General features: G+C 57.2%; 27 protein-coding genes. 25 read left to right on the top strand and 2 right to left on the bottom strand.

The window, feature by feature from the left end; genetic code table 11:
• Position 1 precedes the first annotated feature (1 nt).
• The 16 genes from eutP to eutR all read left to right on the top strand — a co-directional run bounded on the left by eutP (position 2) and on the right by eutR (position 14,444).
• Positions 2 to 481, top strand: a complete 480-nt coding sequence (gene eutP / locus ACLJRE_RS21825) for an ethanolamine utilization acetate kinase EutP (RefSeq protein WP_000820751.1) — start codon at positions 2 to 4, stop codon at positions 479 to 481.
• Positions 459 to 1,148, top strand: coding sequence for an ethanolamine utilization acetate kinase EutQ (gene eutQ, locus ACLJRE_RS21820; protein ID WP_000733867.1), 690 nt, complete (start codon positions 459 to 461; stop codon positions 1,146 to 1,148). Before eutP ends, eutQ begins: the two co-directional genes overlap by 23 nt.
• A complete protein-coding gene (gene eutT, locus ACLJRE_RS21815; protein WP_000997656.1) occupies positions 1,145 to 1,948 on the top strand; it encodes an ethanolamine utilization cob(I)yrinic acid a,c-diamide adenosyltransferase EutT in 804 nt (267 codons plus the stop codon). The genes eutQ and eutT overlap by 4 nt, the downstream gene beginning before the upstream one ends.
• Entirely contained in the window at positions 1,945 to 2,961 is a 1,017-nt protein-coding gene (gene pta, locus ACLJRE_RS21810; protein ID WP_023212332.1) for a phosphate acetyltransferase, read from the top strand. Before eutT ends, pta begins: the two co-directional genes overlap by 4 nt.
• Positions 2,962 to 3,001: 40 nt before the next feature.
• On the top strand, positions 3,002 to 3,292 hold the full coding sequence (gene eutM / locus ACLJRE_RS21805) for an ethanolamine utilization microcompartment protein EutM (RefSeq protein WP_000387716.1): 291 nt from the start codon (positions 3,002 to 3,004) through the stop codon (positions 3,290 to 3,292).
• Positions 3,293 to 3,404: 112 nt separating this feature from the next.
• Positions 3,405 to 3,692 carry an ethanolamine utilization microcompartment protein EutN gene (eutN, locus tag ACLJRE_RS21800; protein ID WP_001522340.1) on the top strand — a complete coding sequence of 96 codons (288 nt, stop codon included), beginning with the start codon at positions 3,405 to 3,407 and terminating at the stop codon, positions 3,690 to 3,692.
• Between the two features lie 11 nt (positions 3,693 to 3,703).
• Positions 3,704 to 5,107: an aldehyde dehydrogenase family protein gene (locus ACLJRE_RS21795; RefSeq protein WP_017441391.1), complete on the top strand. Its 1,404-nt coding sequence runs from the start codon at positions 3,704 to 3,706 to the stop codon at positions 5,105 to 5,107.
• A gap of 10 nt (positions 5,108 to 5,117) precedes the next feature.
• Positions 5,118 to 5,957, top strand: coding sequence for an ethanolamine utilization protein EutJ (eutJ, locus tag ACLJRE_RS21790; RefSeq protein ID WP_000929669.1), 840 nt, complete (start codon positions 5,118 to 5,120; stop codon positions 5,955 to 5,957).
• A complete protein-coding gene (eutG, locus tag ACLJRE_RS21785) occupies positions 5,947 to 7,134 on the top strand; it encodes an ethanolamine utilization ethanol dehydrogenase EutG (RefSeq protein WP_001147505.1) in 1,188 nt (395 codons plus the stop codon). The genes eutJ and eutG overlap by 11 nt, the downstream gene beginning before the upstream one ends.
• 119 nt (positions 7,135 to 7,253) lie before the next feature.
• Positions 7,254 to 8,480: an ethanolamine utilization protein EutH gene (gene eutH, locus ACLJRE_RS21780; protein WP_000512360.1), complete on the top strand. Its 1,227-nt coding sequence runs from the start codon at positions 7,254 to 7,256 to the stop codon at positions 8,478 to 8,480.
• The gene (gene eutA / locus ACLJRE_RS21775; RefSeq protein ID WP_001097518.1) at positions 8,477 to 9,880 is read left to right on the top strand and encodes an ethanolamine ammonia-lyase reactivating factor EutA; all 1,404 of its coding nucleotides are present in this window, start codon (positions 8,477 to 8,479) and stop codon (positions 9,878 to 9,880) included. The genes eutH and eutA overlap by 4 nt, the downstream gene beginning before the upstream one ends.
• A gap of 11 nt (positions 9,881 to 9,891) precedes the next feature.
• Positions 9,892 to 11,253: an ethanolamine ammonia-lyase subunit alpha gene (eutB, locus tag ACLJRE_RS21770; protein WP_000769990.1), complete on the top strand. Its 1,362-nt coding sequence runs from the start codon at positions 9,892 to 9,894 to the stop codon at positions 11,251 to 11,253.
• A gap of 18 nt (positions 11,254 to 11,271) precedes the next feature.
• Positions 11,272 to 12,168: an ethanolamine ammonia-lyase subunit EutC gene (gene eutC / locus ACLJRE_RS21765; RefSeq protein ID WP_000372338.1), complete on the top strand. Its 897-nt coding sequence runs from the start codon at positions 11,272 to 11,274 to the stop codon at positions 12,166 to 12,168.
• Between the two features lie 9 nt (positions 12,169 to 12,177).
• Entirely contained in the window at positions 12,178 to 12,837 is a 660-nt protein-coding gene (gene eutL, locus ACLJRE_RS21760; RefSeq protein ID WP_001111056.1) for an ethanolamine utilization microcompartment protein EutL, read from the top strand.
• Positions 12,838 to 12,849: 12 nt separating this feature from the next.
• On the top strand, positions 12,850 to 13,344 hold the full coding sequence (gene eutK, locus ACLJRE_RS21755) for an ethanolamine utilization microcompartment protein EutK (RefSeq protein WP_000606266.1): 495 nt from the start codon (positions 12,850 to 12,852) through the stop codon (positions 13,342 to 13,344).
• Positions 13,345 to 13,391: 47 nt separating this feature from the next.
• Positions 13,392 to 14,444: an HTH-type transcriptional regulator EutR gene (eutR, locus tag ACLJRE_RS21750; RefSeq protein ID WP_023212333.1), complete on the top strand. Its 1,053-nt coding sequence runs from the start codon at positions 13,392 to 13,394 to the stop codon at positions 14,442 to 14,444.
• Positions 14,445 to 14,543: 99 nt separating this feature from the next.
• On the opposite strand, the gene hemF is transcribed toward eutR, so the two are convergent.
• Positions 14,544 to 15,443 carry an oxygen-dependent coproporphyrinogen oxidase gene (gene hemF, locus ACLJRE_RS21745; RefSeq protein ID WP_000801327.1) on the bottom strand — a complete coding sequence of 300 codons (900 nt, stop codon included), beginning with the start codon at positions 15,441 to 15,443 and terminating at the stop codon, positions 14,544 to 14,546.
• A 2-nt stretch (positions 15,444 to 15,445) separates the two neighbouring features.
• Positions 15,446 to 16,315 (bottom strand): N-acetylmuramoyl-L-alanine amidase AmiA, encoded by an 870-nt coding sequence (gene amiA, locus ACLJRE_RS21740; RefSeq protein ID WP_000102880.1) that lies wholly within the window; start codon positions 16,313 to 16,315, stop codon positions 15,446 to 15,448.
• Between the two features lie 212 nt (positions 16,316 to 16,527).
• Here amiA and ACLJRE_RS21735 point away from each other — a divergent pair, with 212 nt between their 5' ends.
• The 9 genes from ACLJRE_RS21735 to cysA all read left to right on the top strand — a co-directional run bounded on the left by ACLJRE_RS21735 (position 16,528) and on the right by cysA (position 24,018).
• Complete coding sequence (locus ACLJRE_RS21735; protein ID WP_000406007.1) at positions 16,528 to 16,953, top strand: GNAT family acetyltransferase; 426 nt, start codon at positions 16,528 to 16,530, stop codon at positions 16,951 to 16,953.
• Positions 16,940 to 17,389, top strand: a complete 450-nt coding sequence (locus tag ACLJRE_RS21730; protein ID WP_000842940.1) for a DUF2919 domain-containing protein — start codon at positions 16,940 to 16,942, stop codon at positions 17,387 to 17,389. The genes ACLJRE_RS21735 and ACLJRE_RS21730 overlap by 14 nt, the downstream gene beginning before the upstream one ends.
• Before the next feature lie 61 nt (positions 17,390 to 17,450).
• The gene (locus ACLJRE_RS21725; protein WP_000838971.1) at positions 17,451 to 18,026 is read left to right on the top strand and encodes an RpoE-regulated lipoprotein; all 576 of its coding nucleotides are present in this window, start codon (positions 17,451 to 17,453) and stop codon (positions 18,024 to 18,026) included.
• A 94-nt stretch (positions 18,027 to 18,120) separates the two neighbouring features.
• Positions 18,121 to 19,020, top strand: coding sequence for a porphyrinogen peroxidase (gene yfeX / locus ACLJRE_RS21720; RefSeq protein WP_000084583.1), 900 nt, complete (start codon positions 18,121 to 18,123; stop codon positions 19,018 to 19,020).
• A 237-nt stretch (positions 19,021 to 19,257) separates the two neighbouring features.
• A complete protein-coding gene (gene ucpA / locus ACLJRE_RS21715) occupies positions 19,258 to 20,049 on the top strand; it encodes an SDR family oxidoreductase UcpA (protein ID WP_000517460.1) in 792 nt (263 codons plus the stop codon).
• Between the two features lie 157 nt (positions 20,050 to 20,206).
• Positions 20,207 to 21,223: a thiosulfate/sulfate ABC transporter substrate-binding protein CysP gene (gene cysP, locus ACLJRE_RS21710; protein ID WP_023212334.1), complete on the top strand. Its 1,017-nt coding sequence runs from the start codon at positions 20,207 to 20,209 to the stop codon at positions 21,221 to 21,223.
• Positions 21,223 to 22,056 carry a sulfate/thiosulfate ABC transporter permease CysT gene (gene cysT, locus ACLJRE_RS21705; protein WP_000881745.1) on the top strand — a complete coding sequence of 278 codons (834 nt, stop codon included), beginning with the start codon at positions 21,223 to 21,225 and terminating at the stop codon, positions 22,054 to 22,056. The genes cysP and cysT overlap by 1 nt, the downstream gene beginning before the upstream one ends.
• A complete protein-coding gene (gene cysW / locus ACLJRE_RS21700; RefSeq protein WP_000852705.1) occupies positions 22,056 to 22,931 on the top strand; it encodes a sulfate/thiosulfate ABC transporter permease CysW in 876 nt (291 codons plus the stop codon). The genes cysT and cysW overlap by 1 nt, the downstream gene beginning before the upstream one ends.
• A complete protein-coding gene (cysA, locus tag ACLJRE_RS21695) occupies positions 22,921 to 24,018 on the top strand; it encodes a sulfate/thiosulfate ABC transporter ATP-binding protein CysA (RefSeq protein WP_000021076.1) in 1,098 nt (365 codons plus the stop codon). Before cysW ends, cysA begins: the two co-directional genes overlap by 11 nt.
• Positions 24,019 to 24,119 lie beyond the last annotated feature (101 nt).

The following is a 24,119-nucleotide window of genomic DNA, read 5'->3' as shown; positions in this document are numbered from 1 at the left end:
AATGAAACGTATTGCTTTTGTCGGCGCGGTCGGTGCCGGAAAGACAACGCTTTTTAACGCGTTACGGGGAAATTATTCCCTCGCCAGAAAAACACAGGCCGTGGAATTTAATGATCATGGCGATATAGATACGCCGGGTGAATATTTTAGCCATCCCCGTTGGTATCACGCCTTAATTACCACGTTGCAGGATGTGGACACGCTGATTTATGTCCACGCGGCAAACGATAAAGAAAGTCGCTTACCTGCCGGGTTATTGGATGTTGGAACCCGTAAACGACATATCGCCGTTATCAGCAAAACGGACATGCCGGATGCCGACGTCGCCGCTACGCGGCAGTTGCTTTGCGAGATTGGATTCCGGGAGCCGATTTTCGAGCTCAACGGCCACGACCCGCAAAGCGTGCGGCAGTTGGTGGATTATCTGGCGGCTCTCAGTGAACAGGAGGAAGAGGCAGGTGAAAAAACTTATCACAGCTAACGATATTCGTGCGGCCCACGCCCGCGGCGAACAGGCGATGTCGGTAGTGCTGCGCGCCAGCATTATTACCCCGGAGGCTCGCGAAGTGGCGGAACTACTGGGATTCACGATTACCGAATGCGACGAGTCCGTCCCGGCATCCACATCGGCGCAGGCGTGTAAAAGCGAAAGCCAGCGCATTCGGGAAGCCATCATCGCGCAGCTCCCGGAAGGGCAGTTTACTGAAAGCCTGGTGGCGCAGTTGATGGAAAAAGTGCTCAAGGAAAAGCAGTCGCTGGAACTGGGGACGATGCAGCCGAGCTTTACCTCCGTCACGGGTAAAGGCGGCGTGAAAGTCATTGACGGCAGCAGCGTGAAATTTGGCCGCTTCGACGGCGCCGAACCGCACTGCGTCGGCTTAACCGATCTGGTTACAGAGCAGGACGGCAGCAGCATGGCCGCCGGGTTTATGCAGTGGGACAACGCCTTTTTCCCGTGGACGCTGAACTACGACGAAATCGACATGGTGCTGGAGGGCGAACTGCACGTACGTCATGAAGGCGAAACCATGATTGCCAAAGCCGGAGATGTGATGTTCATCCCTAAAGGCTCCAGCATTGAATTTGGCACGCCAACGTCCGTGCGCTTTCTGTACGTCGCCTGGCCTGCGAACTGGCAATCCGTATGAACGATTTCATCACCGAAACGTGGCTCAGAGCGAATCATACGCTCAGCGAAGGATCGGAAATCCATCTGCCCGCTGATGCACGACTGACGCCCTCGGCCCGGGAACTGCTGGAAAGCCGCCGCCTGCGCATTAAGTTTCTGGATCCGCAAGGCCGGCTGTTTGTTGATGATGACGAACAGCAGCCGCAGCCGGTACATGGCTTAACCAGTAGCGATACGCACCCACAGGCCTGCTGTGAACTGTGCCGCCAGCCGGTGGTGAAAAAGCCCGATACGCTGACCCATCTGACGGCGGACAAAATGGTCGCCAAAAGCGACCCGCGCCTCGGCTTTCGCGCCGCGCTCGACAGCGCCATCGCGCTGACCGTGTGGCTACAAATCGAACTGGCGGAACCCTGGCAGCCGTGGCTTTTCGATATCCGTTCGCGGCTGGGCAACATTATGCGCGCCGACGCTATAGATGAACCGCTGGCGGCGCAGTCTATCGTCGGGCTGAACGAGGATGAGCTGCATCGGCTTTCCCACCAGCCGCTGCGCTATCTCGACCACGATCACCTGGTGCCGGAGGCCAGCCACGGTCGCGATGCGGCGCTGCTTAATCTGCTGCGAACCAAAGTCCGCGAAACGGAAACCCTCGCCGCACAAGTGTTTATTACCCGTAGTTTTGAGGTCTTGCGCCCGGACATTTTACAGGCGCTGAACCGTCTCTCCAGCACGGTTTACGTGATGATGATTTTGAGCGTGGCGAAACATCCGCTGACGGTCGCCCAAATTCAACAACGGTTGGGAGAGAAGCCATGATCATTGAACGCGCCCGCGAACTGGCGGTACGTGCCCCCGCCAGAGTCGTCTTTCCCGATGCGCTGGACGAACGCGTGCTGAAAGCGGCGCATTACCTGCAACAGTGCGGTCTGGCTCGCCCCGTTCTGGTCGCCAGTCCGTTTGCGCTGCGTCAGTTTGCCCTGAGTCATCGTATGGCGATGGATGGCATTCAGGTCATCGACCCACACAGCAACCTGAGTATGCGCCAGCGTTTTGCGCAACGCTGGCTTGCCCGTGCCGGAGAAAAAACGCCGCCGGACGCAGTGGAAAAGCTTAGCGACCCGCTAATGTTCGCTGCCGCCATGGTGAGCGCCGGTGAGGCTGATGTGTGTATCGCAGGCAACCTGTCGTCAACGGCGAATGTGCTGCGCGCAGGGCTGCGGGTGATTGGCCTGCAACCCGGGTGCAAAACATTGTCGTCTATTTTCCTGATGCTGCCGCAGTATACCGGTCCGGCATTAGGGTTCGCCGATTGCAGCGTAGTGCCGCAGCCGACGGCGGCGCAGCTGGCGGATATCGCTCTCGCCAGTGCCGACACCTGGCGGGCCATTACCGGCGAAGAGCCGCGCGTGGCGATGCTGTCATTTTCAAGCAACGGCAGCGCCCGTCACCCCAATGTTGCCAACGTGCAGCAGGCGACAGAGCTCGTTCGCGAACGTGCGCCGCAACTGCTTGTGGACGGTGAATTGCAGTTTGACGCCGCTTTCGTACCGGAGGTCGCCGCGCAAAAAGCGCCTGACAGCCCGCTGCAAGGCCGCGCCAACGTGATGATTTTCCCGTCGCTGGAGGCGGGCAATATTGGCTACAAAATCGCTCAGCGTCTGGGAGGCTATCGCGCTGTTGGGCCGCTAATTCAGGGGCTTGCCGCGCCGCTTCACGACCTCTCCCGAGGCTGTAGCGTGCAGGAAATTATCGAACTGGCGTTGGTGGCAGCCGTGCCGCGCCAGGCTGACGTGAGCCGCGAACGCAGCTTACACACACTGGTTGAATGAACGGTCCCGTTCTGGACCCCTTTAATGAGAGGAAAACACGATGGAAGCATTAGGAATGATTGAAACCCGGGGCCTGGTTGCGCTGATTGAGGCCTCAGATGCGATGGTAAAAGCCGCACGCGTGAAGCTGGTCGGCGTGAAGCAGATTGGCGGTGGCCTGTGTACGGCCATGGTACGTGGCGACGTGGCGGCGTGCAAAGCCGCAACCGATGCTGGCGCCGCTGCGGCGCAGCGCATTGGCGAGCTGGTCTCCGTACACGTGATTCCACGCCCGCACGGCGATCTGGAAGAAGTGTTCCCGATCAGCTTCAAAGGCGACAGCAACATTTGATGGTAGGCCGGATAAGACGCGCAGCGTCGCCATCCGGCATGAATGCGCGCCATTGCCTGATGGTGCGCAGATTCAAGGCCTACGACCCAACGGGCAATCCATGGAGGCGGATATGAAACTGGCAGTCGTCACAGGACAAATCGTATGTACCGTCCGCCATCAGGGACTGGCGCATGACAAATTGCTGATGGTGGAAATGATCGATGCCCAGGGCAACCCCGACGGGCAGTGTGCCGTCGCTATCGACAGTATCGGGGCGGGAACCGGAGAGTGGGTACTGCTGGTCAGCGGCAGTTCCGCACGCCAGGCGCATCGCAGCGAATTATCACCGGTCGATCTGTGCGTCATTGGCATCGTCGATGAAGTGGTGGCTGGCGGGAAAGTGGTTTTCCATAAATAGGACTGAACATCATGAATCAACAGGATATTGAACAGGTGGTGAAAGCGGTACTGCTGAAAATGAAAGACAGCAGCCAGCCGGCCAGCACTGTTCATGAGATGGGCGTTTTTGCCTCCCTGGATGACGCAGTGGCGGCAGCAAAACGGGCCCAGCAGGGGCTGAAGAGCGTGGCGATGCGCCAGCTTGCCATTCATGCCATTCGCGAAGCGGGCGAAAAACACGCCCGAGAATTAGCGGAACTTGCCGTCAGCGAAACCGGCATGGGACGCGTTGACGATAAATTTGCTAAAAACGTGGCGCAGGCGCGCGGCACGCCGGGCGTCGAGTGTTTATCTCCGCAGGTGCTGACCGGCGATAACGGCCTGACGCTGATTGAAAATGCGCCGTGGGGCGTGGTGGCCTCGGTCACGCCGTCCACCAATCCGGCGGCGACGGTGATTAATAACGCCATCAGCCTGATTGCCGCAGGCAACAGCGTCGTGTTTGCCCCGCATCCGGCGGCGAAAAAGGTCTCTCAGCGGGCAATCACCCTCCTCAATCAGGCGGTGGTCGCCGCCGGTGGCCCGGAAAATTTGCTGGTCACCGTGGCGAACCCGGATATCGAAACCGCCCAGCGGCTGTTCAAGTATCCCGGTATTGGCCTGCTGGTGGTGACTGGCGGCGAAGCGGTGGTGGACGCGGCGCGCAAACATACTAATAAACGCCTGATTGCCGCTGGTGCCGGCAATCCCCCGGTGGTGGTGGATGAGACCGCCGACCTGCCGCGCGCTGCACAATCCATCGTCAAAGGCGCGTCGTTTGATAACAACATCATCTGCGCCGACGAAAAAGTGCTGATTGTGGTGGATAGCGTCGCCGACGAGCTGATGCGTCTGATGGAAGGTCAGCACGCGGTGAAACTGACCGCCGGTCAGGCCGAACAGCTCCAGCCGGTGCTGCTGAAGAATATTGATGAGCGCGGCAAAGGCACCGTCAGCCGTGACTGGGTCGGTCGTGACGCGGGCAAGATCGCCGCAGCCATCGGCCTGAACGTCCCGGATCAAACGCGCCTGCTGTTTGTGGAAACGCCAGCTAACCATCCGTTTGCTGTCACTGAAATGATGATGCCGGTACTGCCGGTGGTACGGGTCGCCAACGTCGAAGAAGCCATCGCCCTGGCGGTTCAGCTTGAAGGCGGTTGCCACCATACGGCGGCGATGCACTCGCGCAATATCGACAACATGAACCAGATGGCGAACGCCATCGACACCAGCATTTTCGTCAAAAACGGGCCGTGCATTGCCGGGCTTGGATTGGGCGGAGAAGGCTGGACCACCATGACTATCACTACGCCAACCGGCGAAGGGGTGACCAGCGCGCGTACCTTTGTGCGGCTGCGTCGATGCGTGCTGGTGGATGCGTTTCGCATTGTATAAGGGATGACTCATGGCGCACGACGAACAACTCTGGCTCACCCCAAGACTGCAAAAAGCGGCGGCCCTGTGTAACCAGACGCCCGCCGCCAGCGACACACCGCTGTGGCTGGGCATCGATTTGGGCACCTGCGACGTGGTGTCGATGGTGGTCGACGGCAACGCCCAGCCGGTGGCGGTGTGCCTTGACTGGGCCGACGTTGTGCGTGACGGCATCGTCTGGGATTTCTTCGGCGCCGTCACCCTCGTGCGCCGCCATCTCGACACCCTTGAACAGCAGCTCGGCTGCCGCTTTACCCACGCGGCGACCTCGTTCCCGCCGGGCACCGACCCGCGTATTTCGATCAACGTGCTGGAGTCTGCTGGGTTAGAAGTCAGCCACGTACTGGATGAGCCGACGGCGGTGGCGGATCTGCTGGCGCTTGATAATGCAGGCGTGGTGGATATTGGCGGCGGCACTACCGGCATTGCCATCGTCAAACAGGGCAAGGTGACTTACTCCGCCGATGAAGCCACTGGCGGGCACCATATCTCCCTGACGCTGGCGGGCAACCGCCGTATTCCCCTGGAAGAGGCGGAACAGTACAAGCGCAGCAATGCGCAGGAGATTTGGCCGGTAGTGAAGCCGGTGTACGAAAAGATGGCGGAGATCGTTGCTCGCCACATTGAAGGGCAAGGAATTGCTGATTTATGGCTGGCGGGCGGTTCCTGTATGCAGCCGGGCGTGGAGGCGTTATTTCGCCAGCGTTTCCCGGAGTTACAGGTGCATTTGCCGCAGCACAGCCTGTTTATGACCCCGCTGGCGATAGCCAACAGCGGGAGAGCGAAAGCGGAGGGACTCTATGCAAGCTGAACTACAGACGGCGCTGTTTCAGGCATTCGACACCCTGAATCTGCAACGGGTGAAAACGTTCAGCGTACCGCCGGTCACGCTGTGCGGACTTGGGGCGCTCGGCGCCTGTGGACAGGAAGCGCAAGCGCGAGGCGTAAGCCATCTGTTTGTGATGGTCGACAGCTTCCTGCATCAGGCGGGAATGACCGCGCCGCTGGCACGCAGCCTGGCGATGAAAGGCGTGGCGATGACGGTCTGGCCGTGTCCGCCAGGCGAGCCGTGCATTACCGACGTTTGCGCGGCGGTGGCGCAACTGCGTGAGGCGGCGTGCGATGGCGTAGTGGCCTTTGGCGGCGGTTCGGTGTTGGACGCGGCGAAAGCGGTTGCCCTGCTGGTGACTAACCCTGATCAGACGCTGAGCGCCATGACCGAGCGCAGTACATTACGCCCGCGTCTGCCGCTGATTGCGGTGCCGACCACCGCCGGAACCGGTTCTGAAACCACCAACGTGACGGTGATTATCGACGCGGTCAGCGGGCGCAAGCAGGTGCTGGCACACGCGTCACTAATGCCGGATGTGGCGATTCTTGATGCTGCCGTGACCGAAGGCGTTCCGCCAAACGTGACGGCGATGACCGGTATCGATGCGTTGACGCATGCGATTGAGGCCTACAGCGCGCTCAACGCCACGCCGTTTACCGACAGCCTGGCGATTGGCGCGATAGCGATGATTGGCAAATCGCTGCCGAAAGCCGTGGGTTACGGCCACGATCTGGCGGCGCGTGAAAATATGTTACTGGCCTCCTGTATGGCGGGAATGGCCTTTTCCAGCGCCGGTTTGGGGCTGTGTCATGCGATGGCGCACCAGCCAGGGGCGGCGCTGCATATTCCGCACGGCCAGGCCAACGCTATGCTGCTGCCAACGGTCATGGGCTTTAACCGGATGGTATGCCGCGAACGCTTCAGTCAAATCGGTCGGGCGCTAACCAATAAGAAATCGGACGATCGCGATGCGATTGCGGCGGTGAGCGAGCTGATTGCCGAAGTGGGGCAGAGCAAACGGCTGGCTGACGCTGGCGCCAAACCCGAACACTACAGCGCATGGGCGCAAGCCGCGCTGGAGGATATTTGTCTGCGCAGTAACCCACGCACCGCCACACAGGCACAGATTATCGACCTGTACGCGGCTGCCGGGTAATGCCTGTAGGCCGGATAAGGTGCTCGCACCGCCATCCGGCAATAACACGGCGTTAATGCCGGAGGCGACGTAAACGTCTTATCCGGCCTACAAATCATAAATGGCAGGGAGTAAGGGCTATGGGAATTAACGAAATCATCATGTACATCATGATGTTCTTTATGCTGATTGCCGCCGTGGACAGAATCCTGTCGCAGTTCGGCGGGTCGGCGCGCTTCCTCGGTAAATTCGGTAAGAGTATTGAGGGGTCTGGCGGCCAGTTTGAAGAGGGCTTTATGGCGATGGGCGCGCTGGGGCTGGCGATGGTCGGTATGACCGCGCTGGCGCCGGTGCTGGCGCATGTACTGGGGCCGGTTATTATCCCGGTATACGAAATGCTGGGCGCGAACCCATCCATGTTCGCGGGTACGCTGCTGGCCTGTGATATGGGCGGATTCTTCCTCGCCAAAGAGCTGGCCGGCGGTGATGTCGCGGCGTGGCTATACTCAGGGTTAATCCTTGGGTCGATGATGGGGCCGACCATTGTGTTCTCCATTCCGGTGGCGCTCGGCATTATCGAACCGTCTGACCGCCGCTACCTGGCACTTGGCGTACTGGCGGGTATCGTCACCATTCCCATTGGCTGCATTGCGGGGGGATTGATCGCCATGTACTCAGGCGTGCAGATCAATGGTCAGCCAGTGGAGTTTACCTTCGCGCTGATCCTGATGAACATGATCCCGGTATTGATCGTCGCGGTGCTGGTAGCGCTGGGGCTGAAGTTCATCCCGGAAAAAATGATCAACGGTTTCCAGATTTTCGCCAAATTTCTGGTGGCGCTGATCACCATCGGCTTGGCAGCTGCGGTGGTTAAATTCCTGTTGGGTTGGGAGTTGATTCCGGGACTCGACCCGATCTTTATGGCGCCAGGCGACAAACCCGGCGAAGTGATGCGCGCCATTGAAGTGATCGGCTCTATCTCCTGCGTGCTGCTCGGCGCGTATCCGATGGTGCTATTACTGACTCGCTGGTTTGAAAAACCGTTGATGAATGTCGGTAAACTGCTGAACGTAAATAATATTGCGGCGGCAGGCATGGTAGCGACCCTGGCGAACAATATCCCCATGTTCGGCATGATGAAGCAGATGGATACCCGCGGCAAAGTGATTAACTGCGCATTTGCCGTCTCTGCGGCGTTCGCGCTGGGCGACCATTTAGGCTTCGCCGCCGCCAACATGAACGCCATGATCTTCCCGATGATCGTTGGCAAGCTGATCGGCGGCGTGACGGCGATTGGCGTGGCGATGATGCTGGTGCCGAAAGATGACGCCGCCCAGGTGAAAACCGAAGTGGAGGCGCAATCGTGAACACTCGCCAGCTACTGAGCGTCGGTATCGATATCGGCACCACCACCACGCAGGTGATCTTCTCGCGCCTGGAGTTGGTTAACCGTGCGGCGGTGTCGCAGGTGCCGCGCTACGAATTCATCAAACGCGACATTAGCTGGCAAAGCCCGGTCTTCTTTACGCCCGTGGATAAGCAGGGCGGTCTGAAAGAGGCCGAACTTAAAGCGCTGATTCTGGCCCAGTATCAGGCCGCAGGCATCGCGCCTGAATCGGTGGACTCCGGGGCTATCATTATCACCGGCGAAAGCGCCAAAACCCGCAACGCCCGTCCGGCGGTCATGGCGCTCTCGCAGTCGCTGGGCGACTTTGTGGTCGCCAGCGCCGGGCCGCATCTGGAATCAGTCATTGCCGGTCACGGCGCCGGAGCGCAAAGCTTGTCTGAGCAGCGGATGTGCCGGGTGCTGAATATTGATATCGGCGGCGGCACGTCTAACTACGCGCTGTTTGACGCGGGAAAAGTCAGCGGCACCGCCTGCCTTAACGTCGGTGGTCGCCTGCTGGAAACCGACGCTCAGGGGCGCGTGGTTTATGCCCACCAGCCGGGGCAGATGATTATCGATGAGGTGTTCGGTTCGGGTACTGATGCTCGCGCCTTAGCTGCCGCACAGTTGGGGCAGGTGGCGCGGCGGATGGCGGATCTCATCGTCGAGGTTATCACTGGCGCGCTCTCGCCGCTGGCGCAATCGCTGATGCAAACCGGGCTACTGCCCGCCGATATTACGCCGGAGGTGATTACCCTTTCCGGTGGGGTAGGTGAATGCTACCGCAACCAACCTGCCGATCCGTTCTGCTTTTCTGATATCGGGCCGCTGCTGGCGACCGCGCTGCATGAGCACCCGCGTCTGCGCGAGATGAACGTGCAGTTTCCGGCGCAAACCGTGCGCGCCACGGTGATTGGCGCGGGGGCCCATACGCTCTCGCTTTCCGGCAGTACTATCTGGCTGGAAGACGTCCAACTGCCGCTGCGCAACCTGCCGGTGGCGATCCCGCAGGATGACGCCGATCTGGTGAACGCCTGGCGGCAGGCGCTTCTCCAGCTTGATCTCGACCCGCAAACCGACGCTTACGTGCTGGCGCTTCCCGCCACGCTCCCGGTGCGTTACGCCGCATTACTCACGGTCATCAACGCGCTGACGGCTTTTGTCGCGCGTTATCCCAATCCACATCCCCTGCTGGTGGTGGCCGAGCAGGATTTTGGTAAAGCGCTGGGCATGTTATTGCGCCCACAGTTACCGCAACTTCCGCTGGCGGTCATCGATGAGGTGGTCGTGCGGGCGGGAGACTATATCGACATTGGTACGCCTCTTTTTGGCGGATCGGTTGTGCCGGTGACGGTGAAATCACTCGCATTTCCTTCCTGAGGGAACGACTTATGAAACTAAAGACCACATTGTTCGGCAATGTTTATCAGTTTAAGGATGTAAAAGAGGTACTGGCTAAAGCCAACGAACTGCGTTCGGGGGATGTGCTGGCCGGGGTTGCCGCGGCAAGTTCGCAGGAGCGCGTAGCGGCAAAACAGGTACTGTCGGAAATGACGGTGGCGGATATCCGCAACAATCCGGTGATTGCCTATGAAGAGGACTGCGTGACGCGCCTGATTCAGGACGACGTCAACGAAACGGCCTATAACCGGATTAAAAACTGGAGCATCAGCGAACTGCGTGAATACGTGCTGAGCGATGAAACCTCCGTGGACGACATCGCGTTTACCCGCAAAGGCCTGACCTCCGAAGTGGTGGCGGCAGTAGCGAAAATCTGCTCCAACGCTGACCTGATCTACGGCGGCAAGAAAATGCCGGTGATCAAAAAAGCCAATACCACCATCGGTATTCCGGGCACCTTTAGCTGCCGTTTGCAGCCGAACGATACCCGTGACGATGTACAGAGTATCGCCGCGCAAATCTACGAAGGGCTTTCTTTCGGCGCGGGCGATGCGGTGATCGGCGTTAACCCGGTGACCGATGACGTGGAGAACCTGACCCGCGTGCTCGACACCGTTTACGGCGTTATCGATAAATTCAATATTCCGACCCAGGGCTGCGTGCTGGCGCACGTCACCACCCAGATTGAAGCGATTCGTCGCGGCGCGCCGGGCGGACTGATTTTCCAGAGCATTTGCGGCAGCGAGAAGGGCTTAAAAGAGTTCGGCGTCGAGCTGGCCATGCTCGACGAAGCGCGGGCTGTGGGGGCGGAGTTCAACCGCATCGCCGGGGAAAACTGCCTGTACTTTGAAACCGGACAGGGCTCGGCGCTGTCGGCTGGCGCGAACTTTGGTGCCGACCAGGTGACGATGGAAGCGCGTAACTACGGGCTGGCGCGCCACTACGATCCGTTCCTGGTGAACACCGTCGTGGGCTTTATCGGGCCGGAGTATCTCTACAACGACAGGCAGATTATCCGCGCCGGTCTCGAAGATCACTTTATGGGCAAGCTGAGCGGCATCTCGATGGGCTGCGACTGCTGCTATACCAACCATGCCGACGCCGACCAGAACCTTAACGAAAACCTGATGATTCTGCTCGCCACTGCCGGCTGTAACTACATCATGGGGATGCCGCTCGGCGACGACATCATGCTCAACTACCAGACCACCGCTTTCCACGATACCGCCACCGTCCGTCAGTTGCTGAATTTACGGCCGTCGCCGGAGTTTGAACGCTGGCTGGAAACGATGGGCATTATGGCAAACGGTCGTCTGACCAAACGGGCGGGCGATCCGTCACTGTTCTTCTGATGACGCGGGGATAACACCATGGATCAAAAACAGATTGAAGAAATTGTACGTAGCGTGATGGCGTCAATGGGACAGGACGTACCGCAACCCGCCGCGCCGTCAACGCAGGAAGGCGCAAAGCCGCAGTGCGCCGTGCCGACGGTGGCCGAAAGCTGCGCGCTGGATTTAGGTTCTGCGGAGGCAAAAGCCTGGATTGGCGTCGAGAACCCGCATCGTGCGGACGTGCTGACCGAACTGCGTCGCAGTACTGCGGCACGCGTCTGTACGGGGCGTGCCGGGCCGCGTCCACGTACCCAGGCGCTGTTGCGCTTCCTGGCGGATCACTCCCGTTCGAAAGACACCGTGCTCAAAGAAGTGCCGGAAGAGTGGGTAAAAGCGCAAGGGCTGCTGGAAGTGCGTTCGGAGATCAGCGACAAAAACCTGTACCTGACGCGCCCGGATATGGGGCGTCGCTTGAGTCCGGAAGCCATGGACGCGCTGAAGTCGCAGTGCGTGATGAACCCGGATGTGCAGGTAGTGGTCTCCGATGGCCTCTCTACGGATGCGATCACCGCCAACTATGAAGAGATCCTGCCGCCGCTGCTTGCCGGTCTGAAGCAGGCCGGGCTGAACGTCGGCACGCCGTTCTTTGTGCGCTATGGCCGCGTGAAGATTGAAGATCAGATTGGCGAAATTCTCGGCGCGAAGGTCGTCATCCTGCTGGTGGGCGAACGTCCGGGGCTGGGACAGTCGGAAAGCCTCTCCTGCTACGCCGTCTATTCCCCGCGCGTGGCGACCACCGTCGAGGCCGACAGAACCTGTATTTCAAACATTCATCAGGGGGGGACGCCGCCAGTAGAAGCCGCCGCCGTGATTGTGGATTTGGCCAAACGGATGCTGGAGCAGAAAGCGTCCGGCATCAACATGACCCGTTAAGGAGACATCATGCCTGCATTAGATTTGATTCGACCTTCAGTGACTGCCATGCGCGTGATTGCCTCCGTGAATGACGGCTTTGCGCGGGAACTTAAATTACCGCCACATATCCGTAGCCTCGGACTCATCACGGCAGATTCTGATGATGTGACCTATATTGCCGCTGATGAAGCGACAAAACAGGCGATGGTGGAAGTGGTCTATGGCCGCTCCCTCTATGCCGGGGCGGCTCACGGGCCGTCGCCGACCGCCGGTGAGGTGTTGATTATGCTGGGCGGACCGAACCCGGCGGAAGTGCGCGCCGGTCTGGATGCGATGGTCGCCAGCATTGAAAACGGCGCGGCGTTCCAGTGGGCGAACGATGCGGAAAATACCGCGTTCCTGGCGCATGTGGTTTCGCGTACCGGCTCGTACCTCTCGTCTACCGCAGGTATCGCGCTGGGCGATCCAATGGCCTACCTGGTGGCGCCGCCGCTGGAAGCGACATTCGGCATTGACGCGGCGATGAAATCCGCTGACGTTCAGCTGGTGACTTATGTGCCGCCGCCGTCGGAAACCAACTATTCGGCCGCGTTTTTAACGGGAAGCCAGGCCGCGTGTAAAGCCGCCTGCAACGCCTTTACCGACGCCGTGCTGGATATCGCCCGTAACCCTGTCCAGCGTGCGTAACGGAGGCTGCCAATGATCAATGCCCTGGGATTACTGGAAGTGGACGGAATGGTCGCCGCCGTCGATGCGGCGGATGCCATGCTGAAAGCGGCCAACGTTCGTTTGCTCAGTCATCAAGTGCTCGACCCTGGCAGGCTCACGCTGGTGGTGGAGGGCGATCTGGCGGCGTGTCGTGCGGCGCTGGATGCCGGAAGCGCCGCCGCGCAGCGCACAGGCCGTGTGATTAGCCGCAAAGAAATTGGTCGTCCGGAAGAGGACACCCAGTGGCTGATTGGCGGGTTTGCGCGTGCGACAACGCCGACTGAGAAAGCGCCCCAGGTACCCGCAACGCCTGAGTTCGCTGAAGCGTTACTGGCGCTGCTGGCATCAGTACGCCAGGGAATGACGGCGGGAGAGGTTGCCGCGCATTTTGGCTGGCCGCTGGAGCAGGCCAGAAACGTGCTGGAACAACTCTTTTCTGACGGAGCGTTGCGTAAACGCAGTAGTCGCTATCGCATCAAAAATTAATCTGTCGGAGGGCCGGGCGTCCTGGCGGGCGTCCGGCATAGAAGATCATGAAAAAGACCCGTACAGCGAATTTGCACCATCTTTATCATGAAGCGTTACCCGAAGACGTTAAACTTACGCCCAGAGTCGAGGTGGACAATGTTCATCAGCGACGGACGACGGATGTCTATGAACATGCTCTGACTATCACCGCCTGGCAGCAGATCTACGATCAGTTACACCCGGGTAAATTTCATGGCGAGTTCACGGAAATCCTGCTTGATGAGATTCAGGTGTTCCGTGAATACACCGGCCTGGCGCTGCGTCAGTCGTGTCTGGTTTGGCCAAACTCTTTCTGGTTTGGTATTCCGGCGACGCGCGGCGAACAGGGATTTATCGGCGCGCAGGGGCTCGGCAGCGCCGAGATTGCCACCCGACCGGGAGGCACCGAGTTTGAACTGAGCACGCCGGATGATTACACCATTCTGGGCGTCGTTATCTCGGAAGATGTTATTTCCCGTCAGGCCACGTTTTTGCATAACCCGGAAAGGGTGCTACATATGCTGCGTAACCAGTTAGCGCTGGAGGTAAAAGAGCAGCATAAAGCGGCGCTGTGGGGCTTTGTGCAGCAGGCGCTGGCCACCTTCAGCGAGAGTCCTGAAACCCTGCATCAACCTGCGGTGCGTAAGGTCTTGAGTGATAATTTATTGCTGGCGATGGGCACGATGCTGGATGAGGCGAAGCCGATTCATAGCGCCGAGAGCATCAGCCATCAGGGATATCGTAGGCTACTGTCGCGGGCGCGGGAATATGTGCTGGAAAATATGTCGGAGCCGTTGACGGTGCTCGACTTATGTAACCAGCTACACGTAAGCCGTCGCACGCTGCAAAATGCGTTTCACGCCATTTTGGGCATTGGCCCCAATGCGTGGCTGAAACGTATTCGCTTAAACGCAGTACGCCGGGAACTGATTAGCCCGTGGTCGCAGAGCGCCACGGTCAAAGATGCCGCGATGCAGTGGGGATTCTGGCATCTGGGGCAATTTGCTACCGATTATCAGCAATTATTTGCCGAAAAACCGTCGTTGACGCTGCATCAACGGATGCGGCAATGGGCTTGATGGCATTCTTGTGCCGGATGCGACGCTTTGCGTCTTATCCGGCCTACGGGGCGGTGCAGTTGTGGTTGTAGGCCTGATAAGCGTGGCGCTATAAGGCAATTACACCCAGTCGCGTACCTGAATAAACTCGCTCAGCGCCGCTTCCGGGCTACCCGCTTCTGGCTGCCAGTCGTACTCCCAGCGCACCAGCGGCGGCATCGACATCAGGATAGATTCAGTGCGTCCGCCGGTTTGTAGACCAAACAGGGTGCCTCTGTCCCATACCAGATTGAACTCCACGTAGCGCCCGCGGCGATAAAGTTGAAAATTACGCTCCCGCTCGCCCCAGACCATCGCTTTGCGTCGTTCGACAATCGGTAAATACGCCTGGGTGTAGCCGTTACCGACCGCCTGCATAAAGGCGAAGCAGTGGTCGAAATCCGGCGTATTCAAATCGTCAAAAAACAGGCCGCCGATACCGCGTTGTTCGTTGCGGTGTTTGAGGAAAAAGTAGTCGTCGCACCACTTTTTATAGCGCGGATACACATCGTCGCCAAACGGCTGACACAGGTCGCGGGCGGTGCGGTGCCAGTGAACGGCATCCTCTTCAAAGCCGTAGTAGGGCGTTAAATCGAACCCGCCGCCAAACCACCACACCGGATCGGCGCCCGGTTTTTCGGCAATAAAAAAGCGCACGTTAGCATGGCTGGTGGGAATATACGGATTGTGCGGATGCACCACCAGCGATACGCCCATCGCTTCAAAGCTACGCCCGGCCAGCTCTGGCCGATGCGCGGTGGCGGACGCGGGCATCGCATCGCCGTGAACGTGAGAGAAATTAACGCCCGCCTGTTCGAAAATCCCGCCGTTGCGTAATACCCGGCTGCGTCCGCCGCCGCCCGCTTCGCGTCGCCAGCTATCTTCGACAAAGTTTGCGCCATCCACAGCGGATAACTTTTGGCAAATATCATCCTGCAGGCGTAGCAGAAACTGTTTTACGTGATGTGCATCGGGTTTCATGATTACCGTTTCTTCGTGTGTGCTTTCTGATTATCAAACCAGTGAAAATAACTGATGATGCCGTTGGCGATCGCCGTAGCGATTTTCTGGCGAAACGCCGTCGTGCCCAGCAGGCGTTCTTCTTCCGGATTGGTAATAAACGAGGTTTCGACCAGTACCGACGGAATTGACGGTGATTTTAGCACCACGAAAGCCGCTTGTTCGGTAGTGCGGCTGTGTAATTTATGTATGGGTTTGATTTTCTTGAGAATATGCGAACCCAGCGTCAGACTGTTTTTAATCGTATCGGTTTGCACCAGATCAAACAAAACTTGTTGTAATAGATGATCCCGGTCAGTGGCTTTTTTACCCGCCACTTCGTCCGCGCGGTTTTCACGCTCGGAGAGATACTTCGCCATGGCGCTACTGGCCCCGCGGTTGGAAAGCGCAAAAACGGAAGCGCCCGCCGCTTTCGGGTTGGTAAAACCATCGGCATGAATGGACATAAACAGATCCGCGCCGTGCTTATGGGCGATTTCCACTCGATCGTACAGCGGAATAAAGGTATCCCCTGTCCGGGTTAAACGCGCATCGATTCCGTGATTTCGCAAAATAGCGCGTACGTTTTTGGCAATTGCCAGTACGACGTGTTTTTCCTGAGAACCGTTGCGGCCAATCGCGCCGGTATCGATGCCGCCGTGTCCGGGGTCGAGCATCACCAACCGTTTACTGCCGGTTTTTTTGGTTTTGGGTTTGCTGTGACCATTACTGGTTTTTAGCGTTTCTTCTTTGGCTATTGCGTGCGACATACCTGACAGCGTCAGGGCCGCCAGACCTGTTTTGAGTACCTGGCGGCGCGAAGTGAGAGTTTTTAGGAGTTTAAAAGTGCTCATACGGCCTGAGTTGTGAAAATTAAGTTCAAGATGTTATATCGTATCGCGTAATCCGTTACGACGGTTGGTGATGAGAATTGTTTTACTTTTCATTTCAATACGTGACACATCGCCATTATGCCATTTTTTCCGCTACATCGCGTCAGATATTGGCTGAATCAGATGTTTGCGCCATAATCTTGGTTTTTCCACCCGAAAAGGCAACGAATACCATGGAAATACGCGTTTTTCGCCAGGAAGATTTCGAAGAGGTGATTACCCTCTGGGAGCGTTGCGACCTGCTGCGTCCATGGAACGATCCTGAAATGGATATTGAACGCAAGGTGAATCACGATGTCAGCTTGTTCCTCGTTGCGGAAGTTAGCGGCGAAGTCGTCGGTACGGTAATGGGCGGTTATGACGGGCATCGCGGCTCGGCGTATTACCTGGGCGTTCACCCGGAGTTCCGCGGGCGCGGCATTGCGAATGCGTTGCTTAACCGGCTGGAAAAAAAACTCATCGCCCGCGGGTGTCCGAAAATCCAAATTATGGTGCGTGATGATAACGACGTTGTGCTGGGCATGTATGAACGTCTGGGGTATGAGCATTCTGACGCCATAAGTTTGGGTAAACGCCTGATTGAAGATGAAGAGTACTGAGTTTCATCCAGCCGATTATGATGTACACGGACGTTTACGCCTGCCGTTTCTGTTCTGGTGCGTACTGCTACTTCAGGCGCGCGCCTGGGTACTCTTTGTCATTGCCGGTTCATCCCGTGGACAGGGTAATACTTTGTTAAACTTTTTTTATCCCGACCATGACAATTTTTGGCTGGGGCTGTTGCCCGGCGTTCCGGCGGTAGTGGCATTTTTACTCAGCGGGCGGCGTGAAGCGGTTCCTGGTGTGTGGCGCTGGCTGCGCGGACTCCTGATCCTTGCTCAACTGGTGTCGTTGTGCTGGCTGCCGGTGATGTGGCTGGGTGGCGACCCGGTCAACGGCGTCGGGCTGGCGCTGCTGCTGGCGGACATCGTCGCGCTGATCTGGCTGTTAACCAATCAACGTTTGCGTGCCTGTTTTTCCCTTGAGAAAGAATAACGGCACTTTTTGGCGAACCCGCACTCCAACCAACGTTAATTAATAAAAGAAAGGAAGTGAGATGAAATCGCTGCGTTTGACTTTACTCGCACTGCCGCTGGCGCTGACCGGCTGCTCAACGCTCTCCTCGGTCAACTGGTCTGCCGCAAATCCATGGAACTGGTTTGGTTCCTCGACAGAAGTTACTGAGCAAGGCGTGGGAGCGCTGACCGCCGCCACGCCGCTGGAAGAGCCGGCTATTGCAGAGGCATTAGATGGCGATTATCGCCTGCGTAGCGGTATGAAAACCGATAACGGTAACGTGGTGCGCTTTTTCGAAGCGATGAAGGGCGACAGCGTCGCGATGGTGATCAACGGCGAGCAGGGAACCGTGAGCCGTATTGATGTGCTGGACAGCGATATCCCAACCGCCGCGGGGGGCAAAATCGGTACGCCGTTTAGCGACCTTTACAGCAAAGCGTTTGGTCACTGCGAGCCGGTTTCCAGCGATAGCCATACCAGCGTCGAATGTAAAGCCGAGGGAAGTCAGCATATTAGCTATGTTTTCTCCGGCGAGTGGAGCGGACCGGAAGGCTTAATGCCTCCTGATGACGTCTTAAAAAACTGGGATGTGCGCAAAATTATCTGGCGTCGTTAATTTGCGCCTGAACAAACCGCTTCGCTTAAAAACAAGGTAAAATAGCCTCCATTAATGCCACGACTGCGTGGCATTCTCATTTTCAGGAGGAATCATGTCTCAGGTTCAAAGTGGCATTTTGCCGGAACATTGCCGTGCGGCAATTTGGATTGAAGCCAATGTAAAAGGCGACCTGGACGCCCTGCGCGCGGCCAGCAGAACATTTGCCGATAAACTGGCGACCTTCGAAGTCAAATTTCCGGACGCCCATCTTGGGGCCGTTGTGGCGTTTGGCAACAATACCTGGCGCGCCCTGAGCGGCGGCGTCGGGGCGGAAGAACTGAAAGATTTTATTCCTTATGGTAAAGGGCTGGCGCCGGCCACGCAGTATGACGTGCTGATCCATATCCTTTCCCTGCGCCACGATGTGAATTTTTCTGTTGCCCAGGCGGCGATGGAAGCCTTCGGCGACTGTATCGACGTGAAAGAAGAAGTTCACGGCTTCCGTTGGGTGGAAGAACGCGATCTGAGCGGCTTTGTCGACGGGACAGAGAACCCGGCGGGCGAAGAGACGCGTCGTGAAGTGGCGGTGATCAAAGATGGCGTGGATGCCGGCGGCAGTTATGTGTTCGTGCAGCGTTGGGAACACAATCTCAAGCAACTTAACCGGATGAGTATTCACGATCAGGAGATGATGATTGGGCGTACCAAAGAAGCCAATGAAGAGATTGACGGCGATGCGCGTCCGGCAACGTCTCACCTGAGCCGCGTCGATCTCAAAGAAGATGGCAAAGGGCTGAAGATTGTGCGCCAGAGCCTGCCATACGGCACCGCCAGCGGTACTCATGGTCTCTATTTCTGCGCTTACTGCGCACGCCTGCACAATATCGAACAGCAGCTTCTGAGTATGTTCGGCGATACCGACGGTAAACGCGACGCGATGCTGCGCTTCACCAAACCGGTGACTGGCGGCTACTATTTTGCGCCGTCGCTGGATCGCCTGTTAGCGCTATAAGGTAAAACCCTGTCGGATGGCAGCGCAAACGCTTTATTCGACCTACGATTGGTAGGCCTGATAAGCGCCGCGCCATCAGGCAGAACAGCATAAAAATGCCCATCCCCGCCTCCGCGGGGATTTTTTTACCTAATATTTACCTGAATTAGTGAGCTATTCCTCAGCACTTATTTGTTATTACTGTATTTTCAGTGTTAATGGAGTGTAAGACTCCATATTCAAAAGGAGACATTGAAAATGGGTAAACTCACGGGCAAGACAGCATTGATTACGGGCGCATCGCAGGGCATTGGCGAAGGGATCGCTCGCGTATTCGCACGCCACGGCGCGAACTTAATCTTGCTGGATATCTCCGATGAGATTGAAAAGCTGGCGGATGAGCTGGGCGGGCGCGGGCATCGCTGTACTGCCGTTAAGGCTGACGTCAGAGATTTTGCTTCGGTGCAGGCGGCGGTTGCGCGCGCCAAAGAGACTGAAGGAAGAATTGATATTTTGGTGAATAACGCTGGCGTGTGCCGTCTGGGCAACTTCCTCGATATGAGTGAAGAAGATCGCGATTTCCACATTGATATTAATATTAAAGGTGTCTGGAACGTCACCAAAGCCGTCCTGCCGGAGATGATTAAACGTAAAGATGGCCGCATTGTGATGATGTCTTCCGTCACGGGAGATATGGTGGCGGACCCGGGTGAAACGGCCTATGCGCTGTCAAAAGCCGCCATTGTCGGTTTAACCAAATCGCTGGCGGTGGAGTATGCGCAGTCCGGTATTCGCGTGAATGCCATTTGCCCCGGTTATGTAAGAACGCCGATGGCGGAAAGCATTGCCCGTCAGTCTAATCCTGACGATCCGGAATCGGTATTAACGGAAATGGCAAAAGCCATTCCGCTACGCCGTCTTGCCGATCCGCTGGAAGTAGGGGAACTGGCGGCATTTCTGGCTTCCGATGAGTCCAGCTATCTTACCGGAACGCAAAACGTCATTGATGGCGGCAGTACCCTGCCTGAAAGCGTGAGCGTAGGCGTCTGATTGATGCCGGTCTCCTCCCCGCGCCGCGTGGGGAGGGATTCTCTTATTCCCTTTTCAACTTTCAAATCATCAAACGGTATATAAAACCGTTACTCCTTTAGCGCTGGTTATAAATATGATGACCATAAGAAAGTCATTAAATTTATAAGGGTGCGCAATGGCCGTTAACTTACTGAAAAAGAGACCCCTGACGCTGGCAGCAATGCTGTTACTGGCAGGGCAGGCGCAGGCAACGGAGCTGCTGAACAGCTCATACGATGTCTCCCGCGAGCTGTTTGCCGCCCTTAACCCGCCGTTTGAGCAACAATGGGCGAAGGATAACGGCGGCGATAAGCTGACGATTAAGCAGTCTCATGCCGGGTCATCAAAACAGGCGCTGGCGATTTTGCAGGGGCTGAAGGCAGACGTCGTGACCTACAATCAGGTGACCGACGTACAGATTCTCCATGATAAAGGCAAACTGATCCCTGCCGACTGGCAAAGCCGTCTGCCGAACAACAGTTCACCATTCTATTCCACGATGGGCTTCCTGGTGCGCAAGGGGAACCCGAAAAATATTCACGACTGGAGCGATCTTGTACGTTCCGACGTGAAGCTGATTTTCCCTAACCCGAAAACCTCCGGCAACGCCCGCTATACGTATCTGGCGGCATGGGGCGCGGCGGATAACGCGGACGGCGGCGATAAAGCCAAAACCGAACAGTTTATGACCCAGTTCCTGAAAAACGTCGAAGTGTTTGATACCGGCGGTCGCGGCGCTACGACTACCTTTGCCGAGCGTGGTCTGGGCGATGTGCTGATTAGTTTTGAATCGGAAGTGAACAACATCCGCAAACAATATGAAGCCCAGGGATTTGAAGTGGTGATCCCGAAAACGAACATTCTTGCTGAGTTCCCGGTTGCCTGGGTGGATAAAAACGTGCAGGCCAACGGCACAGAAAAAGCCGCCAAAGCTTACCTGAACTGGCTGTATAGCCCGCAGGCGCAGACCATCATTACCCATTACTACTACCGCGTGAGTAACCCGGAAATCATGGGCAAGCAAGCAGATAAATTCCCGCAGACCGAACTGTTCCGCGTGGAAGACAAGTTTGGTTCCTGGCCGGAAGTGATGAAAACGCACTTTGCCAGCGGCGGCGAGCTGGACAAACTGTTGGCGGCGGGGCGTAAGTAATGCTTGCCGTTTCTTCCCGACGCGTGCTGCCCGGCTTTACGTTAAGCCTCGGCACCAGTTTGCTGTTTGTCTGCCTGATCCTACTGTTGCCGTTGAGCGCGCTGGTGATGCAGCTCTCACAGATGAGCTGGGCGCAATACTGGGATGTCGTGACCAACCCTCAGGTGGTGGCTGCCTATAAAGTGACGCTACTGGCGGCATTTGTGGCGTCGATTTTTAACGGCGTGTTTGGCCTGTTGATGGCGTGGATTTTAACCCGCTACCGTTTTCCTGGGCGCACGTTGCTGGATGCGCTGATGGATCTGCCGTTTGCGCTGCCGACAGCAGTAGCGGGGTTAACGCTGGCCTCGCTGTTCTCTGTGAACGGTTTCTACGGTCAGTTTCTAGCGCAGTTTGATATCAAAGTGACCTATACCTGGCTCGGTATTGCGGTGGCGATGGCCTTTACCAGCATTCCATTTGTGGTACGCACCGTCCAGCCGGTACTGGAAGAGCTGGGGCCGGAATATGAAGAAGCGGCACAAACGCTGGGGGCCACCCGCCTGCAAAGTTTTCGCAAAGTCGTGCTGCCTGAGCTGTCGCCTGCGCTGATTGCCGGCGTGGCGCTCTCTTTTACCCGTAGCCTGGGCGAGTTTGGCGCGGTGATTTTTATCGCCGGAAATATCGCCTGGAAAACAGAAGTGACTTCGCTGATGATTTTTGTGCGTTTGCAGGAGTTTGATTACCCCGCCGCCAGCGCCATTGCCTCGGTGATCCTTGCGGCATCCTTGCTGCTGCTGTTCTCTATCAATACCTTGCAAAGTCGCTTTGGTCGACGTGTGGTAGGTCATTAATGGCGGAAGTGACTCAATTGAAGCGATACGACGTCCCCCGCATTAACTGGGGAAAATGGTTTTTGATTGGCGTCGGGATGCTGGTTTCGGCGTTTATCCTGCTGGTGCCGATGATTTACATCTTCGTGCAGGCGTTCAGCAAAGGGTTAATGCCGGTACTGCAAAATCTGGCCGATCCGGACATGCTGCACGCTATCTGGCTGACGGTGTTGATTGCCTTGATCGCAGTGCCGGTGAATCTGGTGTTCGGCATTCTGCTGGCGTGGCTGGTGACGCGCTTTAACTTCCCCGGACGTCAGCTACTGCTGACCCTGCTGGATATTCCCTTTGCCGTCTCGCCGGTGGTGGCCGGTCTGGTTTATCTGCTGTTTTATGGCTCCAACGGCCCGTTGGGCGGCTGGCTGGATGAACATAATTTGCAAATGATGTTCTCCTGGCCGGGGATGGTACTGGTCACTATTTTTGTCACCTGTCCGTTTGTGGTGCGCGAACTGGTGCCAGTGATGCTCAGCCAGGGCAGTCAGGAAGATGAGGCGGCGATTTTACTGGGCGCATCCGGCTGGCAAATGTTTCGCCGCGTGACATTGCCGAATATTCGCTGGGCGCTACTTTACGGCGTGGTGTTAACCAACGCCCGCGCGATTGGCGAGTTTGGCGCGGTGTCGGTGGTGTCCGGCTCGATTCGCGGCGAAACGTTATCGCTACCGTTACAGATTGAATTACTGGAGCAGGACTACAACACCGTCGGCTCCTTTACCGCCGCCGCATTGTTGACGCTAATGGCGATTATTACCCTGTTTTTGAAGAGCATGTTGCAATGGCGTCTGGAGAATCAGGAAAAACGCGCGCAACAGGAGGAAAATCATGAGCATTGAGATCGCCAGAATTAAGAAATCGTTTGGTCGTACTCAGGTACTGAATGATATCTCGCTGGATATTCCTTCCGGCCAGATGGTTGCCTTGTTGGGGCCGTCAGGTTCCGGCAAAACGACGCTGCTGCGCATTATTGCTGGGCTGGAACATCAGTCCAGCGGCCATATTCGTTTCCACGGTACGGACGTTAGCCGCCTGCACGCGCGTGAGCGTAAAGTCGGTTTTGTGTTTCAGCACTATGCGCTGTTTCGCCATATGACGGTGTTTGACAACATTGCTTTTGGTCTGACGGTGCTGCCGCGACGCGACCGCCCAACTGCGGCGGCGATTAAAACGAAAGTGACGCAATTGCTGGAGATGGTGCAACTGGCGCACCTCGCGGATCGTTTCCCCGCCCAGCTTTCCGGCGGACAAAAACAGCGCGTGGCGCTGGCGCGCGCGCTCGCCGTGGAACCGCAAATTCTACTGCTGGATGAACCCTTTGGCGCGCTGGATGCCCAGGTACGTAAAGAGTTACGTCGCTGGTTGCGCCAGCTACATGAAGAACTGAAATTCACCAGCGTCTTTGTCACCCACGATCAGGAAGAAGCGACGGAAGTGGCGGATCGGGTGGTGGTGATGAGTCAGGGCAATATCGAACAGGCTGATGCGCCGGATCGGGTGTGGCGTGAACCGGCAACCCGCTTCGTACTGGAGTTTATGGGCGAGGTGAACCGCCTGACAGGCACCGTCCGCGGCGGGCAGTTTCACGTTGGCGCGCATCGCTGGCCGCTGGGTTATACGCCCGCGTACCAGGGGCCGGTCGATCTGTTCCTGCGTCCGTGGGAGGTGGATATTAGCCGCCGCACCAGCCTGGATTCTCCGCTACCAGTACAGGTCATTGAGGCCAGCCCGAAAGGTCATTATACACAGTTAGTGGTACAGCCGCTGGGGTGGTATCACGATCCGCTGACGGTGGTGATGGCGGGTGAGGATGTTCCGGTTCGCGGCGAGCGTTTGTTTGTTGGACTGCAAAAAGCGCGTCTGTATAACGGCGACCAGCGTATTGAAACGCGTGAAGAGGAACTTGCTCTGGCGCAATCGGCCTGATAGGTTAATTTGTATAGTTATCGCCCGGTGGCGCTGTGCTTACCGGGCCTACAGCGTATATCGTGATTTTGTAGGCCGGGTAAGCACAGCGCCACCCGGCA

The sequence above is a fragment of the Salmonella sp. SAL04157 genome (genome assembly GCF_046551635.1).
Lineage (GTDB): Bacteria > Pseudomonadota > Gammaproteobacteria > Enterobacterales > Enterobacteriaceae > Salmonella > Salmonella enterica.
Note: the sequence above shows the minus strand (reverse complement) of the source record. Positions and strands in the feature narration are given on the sequence as shown.

Bases quoted from the DNA above. Each gene is read 5' to 3' on its own strand.
- eutB (WP_000769990.1), top strand. From the start codon at position 9,892: ATGAAACTAAAGACCACATTGTTCGGCAATGTTTATCAGTTTAAGGAT.
- amiA (WP_000102880.1), bottom strand. From the start codon at position 16,315: ATGAGCACTTTTAAACTCCTAAAAACTCTCACTTCGCGCCGCCAGGTA.
- eutJ (WP_000929669.1), top strand. From the start codon at position 5,118: ATGGCGCACGACGAACAACTCTGGCTCACCCCAAGACTGCAAAAAGCG.
- hemF (WP_000801327.1), bottom strand. From the start codon at position 15,443: ATGAAACCCGATGCACATCACGTAAAACAGTTTCTGCTACGCCTGCAG.
- ACLJRE_RS21735 (WP_000406007.1), top strand. From the start codon at position 16,528: ATGGAAATACGCGTTTTTCGCCAGGAAGATTTCGAAGAGGTGATTACC.
- eutM (WP_000387716.1), top strand. From the start codon at position 3,002: ATGGAAGCATTAGGAATGATTGAAACCCGGGGCCTGGTTGCGCTGATT.
- eutK (WP_000606266.1), top strand. From the start codon at position 12,850: ATGATCAATGCCCTGGGATTACTGGAAGTGGACGGAATGGTCGCCGCC.
- eutN (WP_001522340.1), top strand. From the start codon at position 3,405: ATGAAACTGGCAGTCGTCACAGGACAAATCGTATGTACCGTCCGCCAT.
- eutG (WP_001147505.1), top strand. From the start codon at position 5,947: ATGCAAGCTGAACTACAGACGGCGCTGTTTCAGGCATTCGACACCCTG.
- cysW (WP_000852705.1), top strand. From the start codon at position 22,056: ATGGCGGAAGTGACTCAATTGAAGCGATACGACGTCCCCCGCATTAAC.
- eutR (WP_023212333.1), top strand. From the start codon at position 13,392: ATGAAAAAGACCCGTACAGCGAATTTGCACCATCTTTATCATGAAGCG.
- eutL (WP_001111056.1), top strand. From the start codon at position 12,178: ATGCCTGCATTAGATTTGATTCGACCTTCAGTGACTGCCATGCGCGTG.
- ACLJRE_RS21795 (WP_017441391.1), top strand. From the start codon at position 3,704: ATGAATCAACAGGATATTGAACAGGTGGTGAAAGCGGTACTGCTGAAA.
- pta (WP_023212332.1), top strand. From the start codon at position 1,945: ATGATCATTGAACGCGCCCGCGAACTGGCGGTACGTGCCCCCGCCAGA.
- ACLJRE_RS21725 (WP_000838971.1), top strand. From the start codon at position 17,451: ATGAAATCGCTGCGTTTGACTTTACTCGCACTGCCGCTGGCGCTGACC.
- eutP (WP_000820751.1), top strand. From the start codon at position 2: ATGAAACGTATTGCTTTTGTCGGCGCGGTCGGTGCCGGAAAGACAACG.
- cysA (WP_000021076.1), top strand. From the start codon at position 22,921: ATGAGCATTGAGATCGCCAGAATTAAGAAATCGTTTGGTCGTACTCAG.
- yfeX (WP_000084583.1), top strand. From the start codon at position 18,121: ATGTCTCAGGTTCAAAGTGGCATTTTGCCGGAACATTGCCGTGCGGCA.
- ACLJRE_RS21730 (WP_000842940.1), top strand. From the start codon at position 16,940: ATGAAGAGTACTGAGTTTCATCCAGCCGATTATGATGTACACGGACGT.
- eutT (WP_000997656.1), top strand. From the start codon at position 1,145: ATGAACGATTTCATCACCGAAACGTGGCTCAGAGCGAATCATACGCTC.
- cysT (WP_000881745.1), top strand. From the start codon at position 21,223: ATGCTTGCCGTTTCTTCCCGACGCGTGCTGCCCGGCTTTACGTTAAGC.
- ucpA (WP_000517460.1), top strand. From the start codon at position 19,258: ATGGGTAAACTCACGGGCAAGACAGCATTGATTACGGGCGCATCGCAG.
- eutC (WP_000372338.1), top strand. From the start codon at position 11,272: ATGGATCAAAAACAGATTGAAGAAATTGTACGTAGCGTGATGGCGTCA.
- cysP (WP_023212334.1), top strand. From the start codon at position 20,207: ATGGCCGTTAACTTACTGAAAAAGAGACCCCTGACGCTGGCAGCAATG.
- eutH (WP_000512360.1), top strand. From the start codon at position 7,254: ATGGGAATTAACGAAATCATCATGTACATCATGATGTTCTTTATGCTG.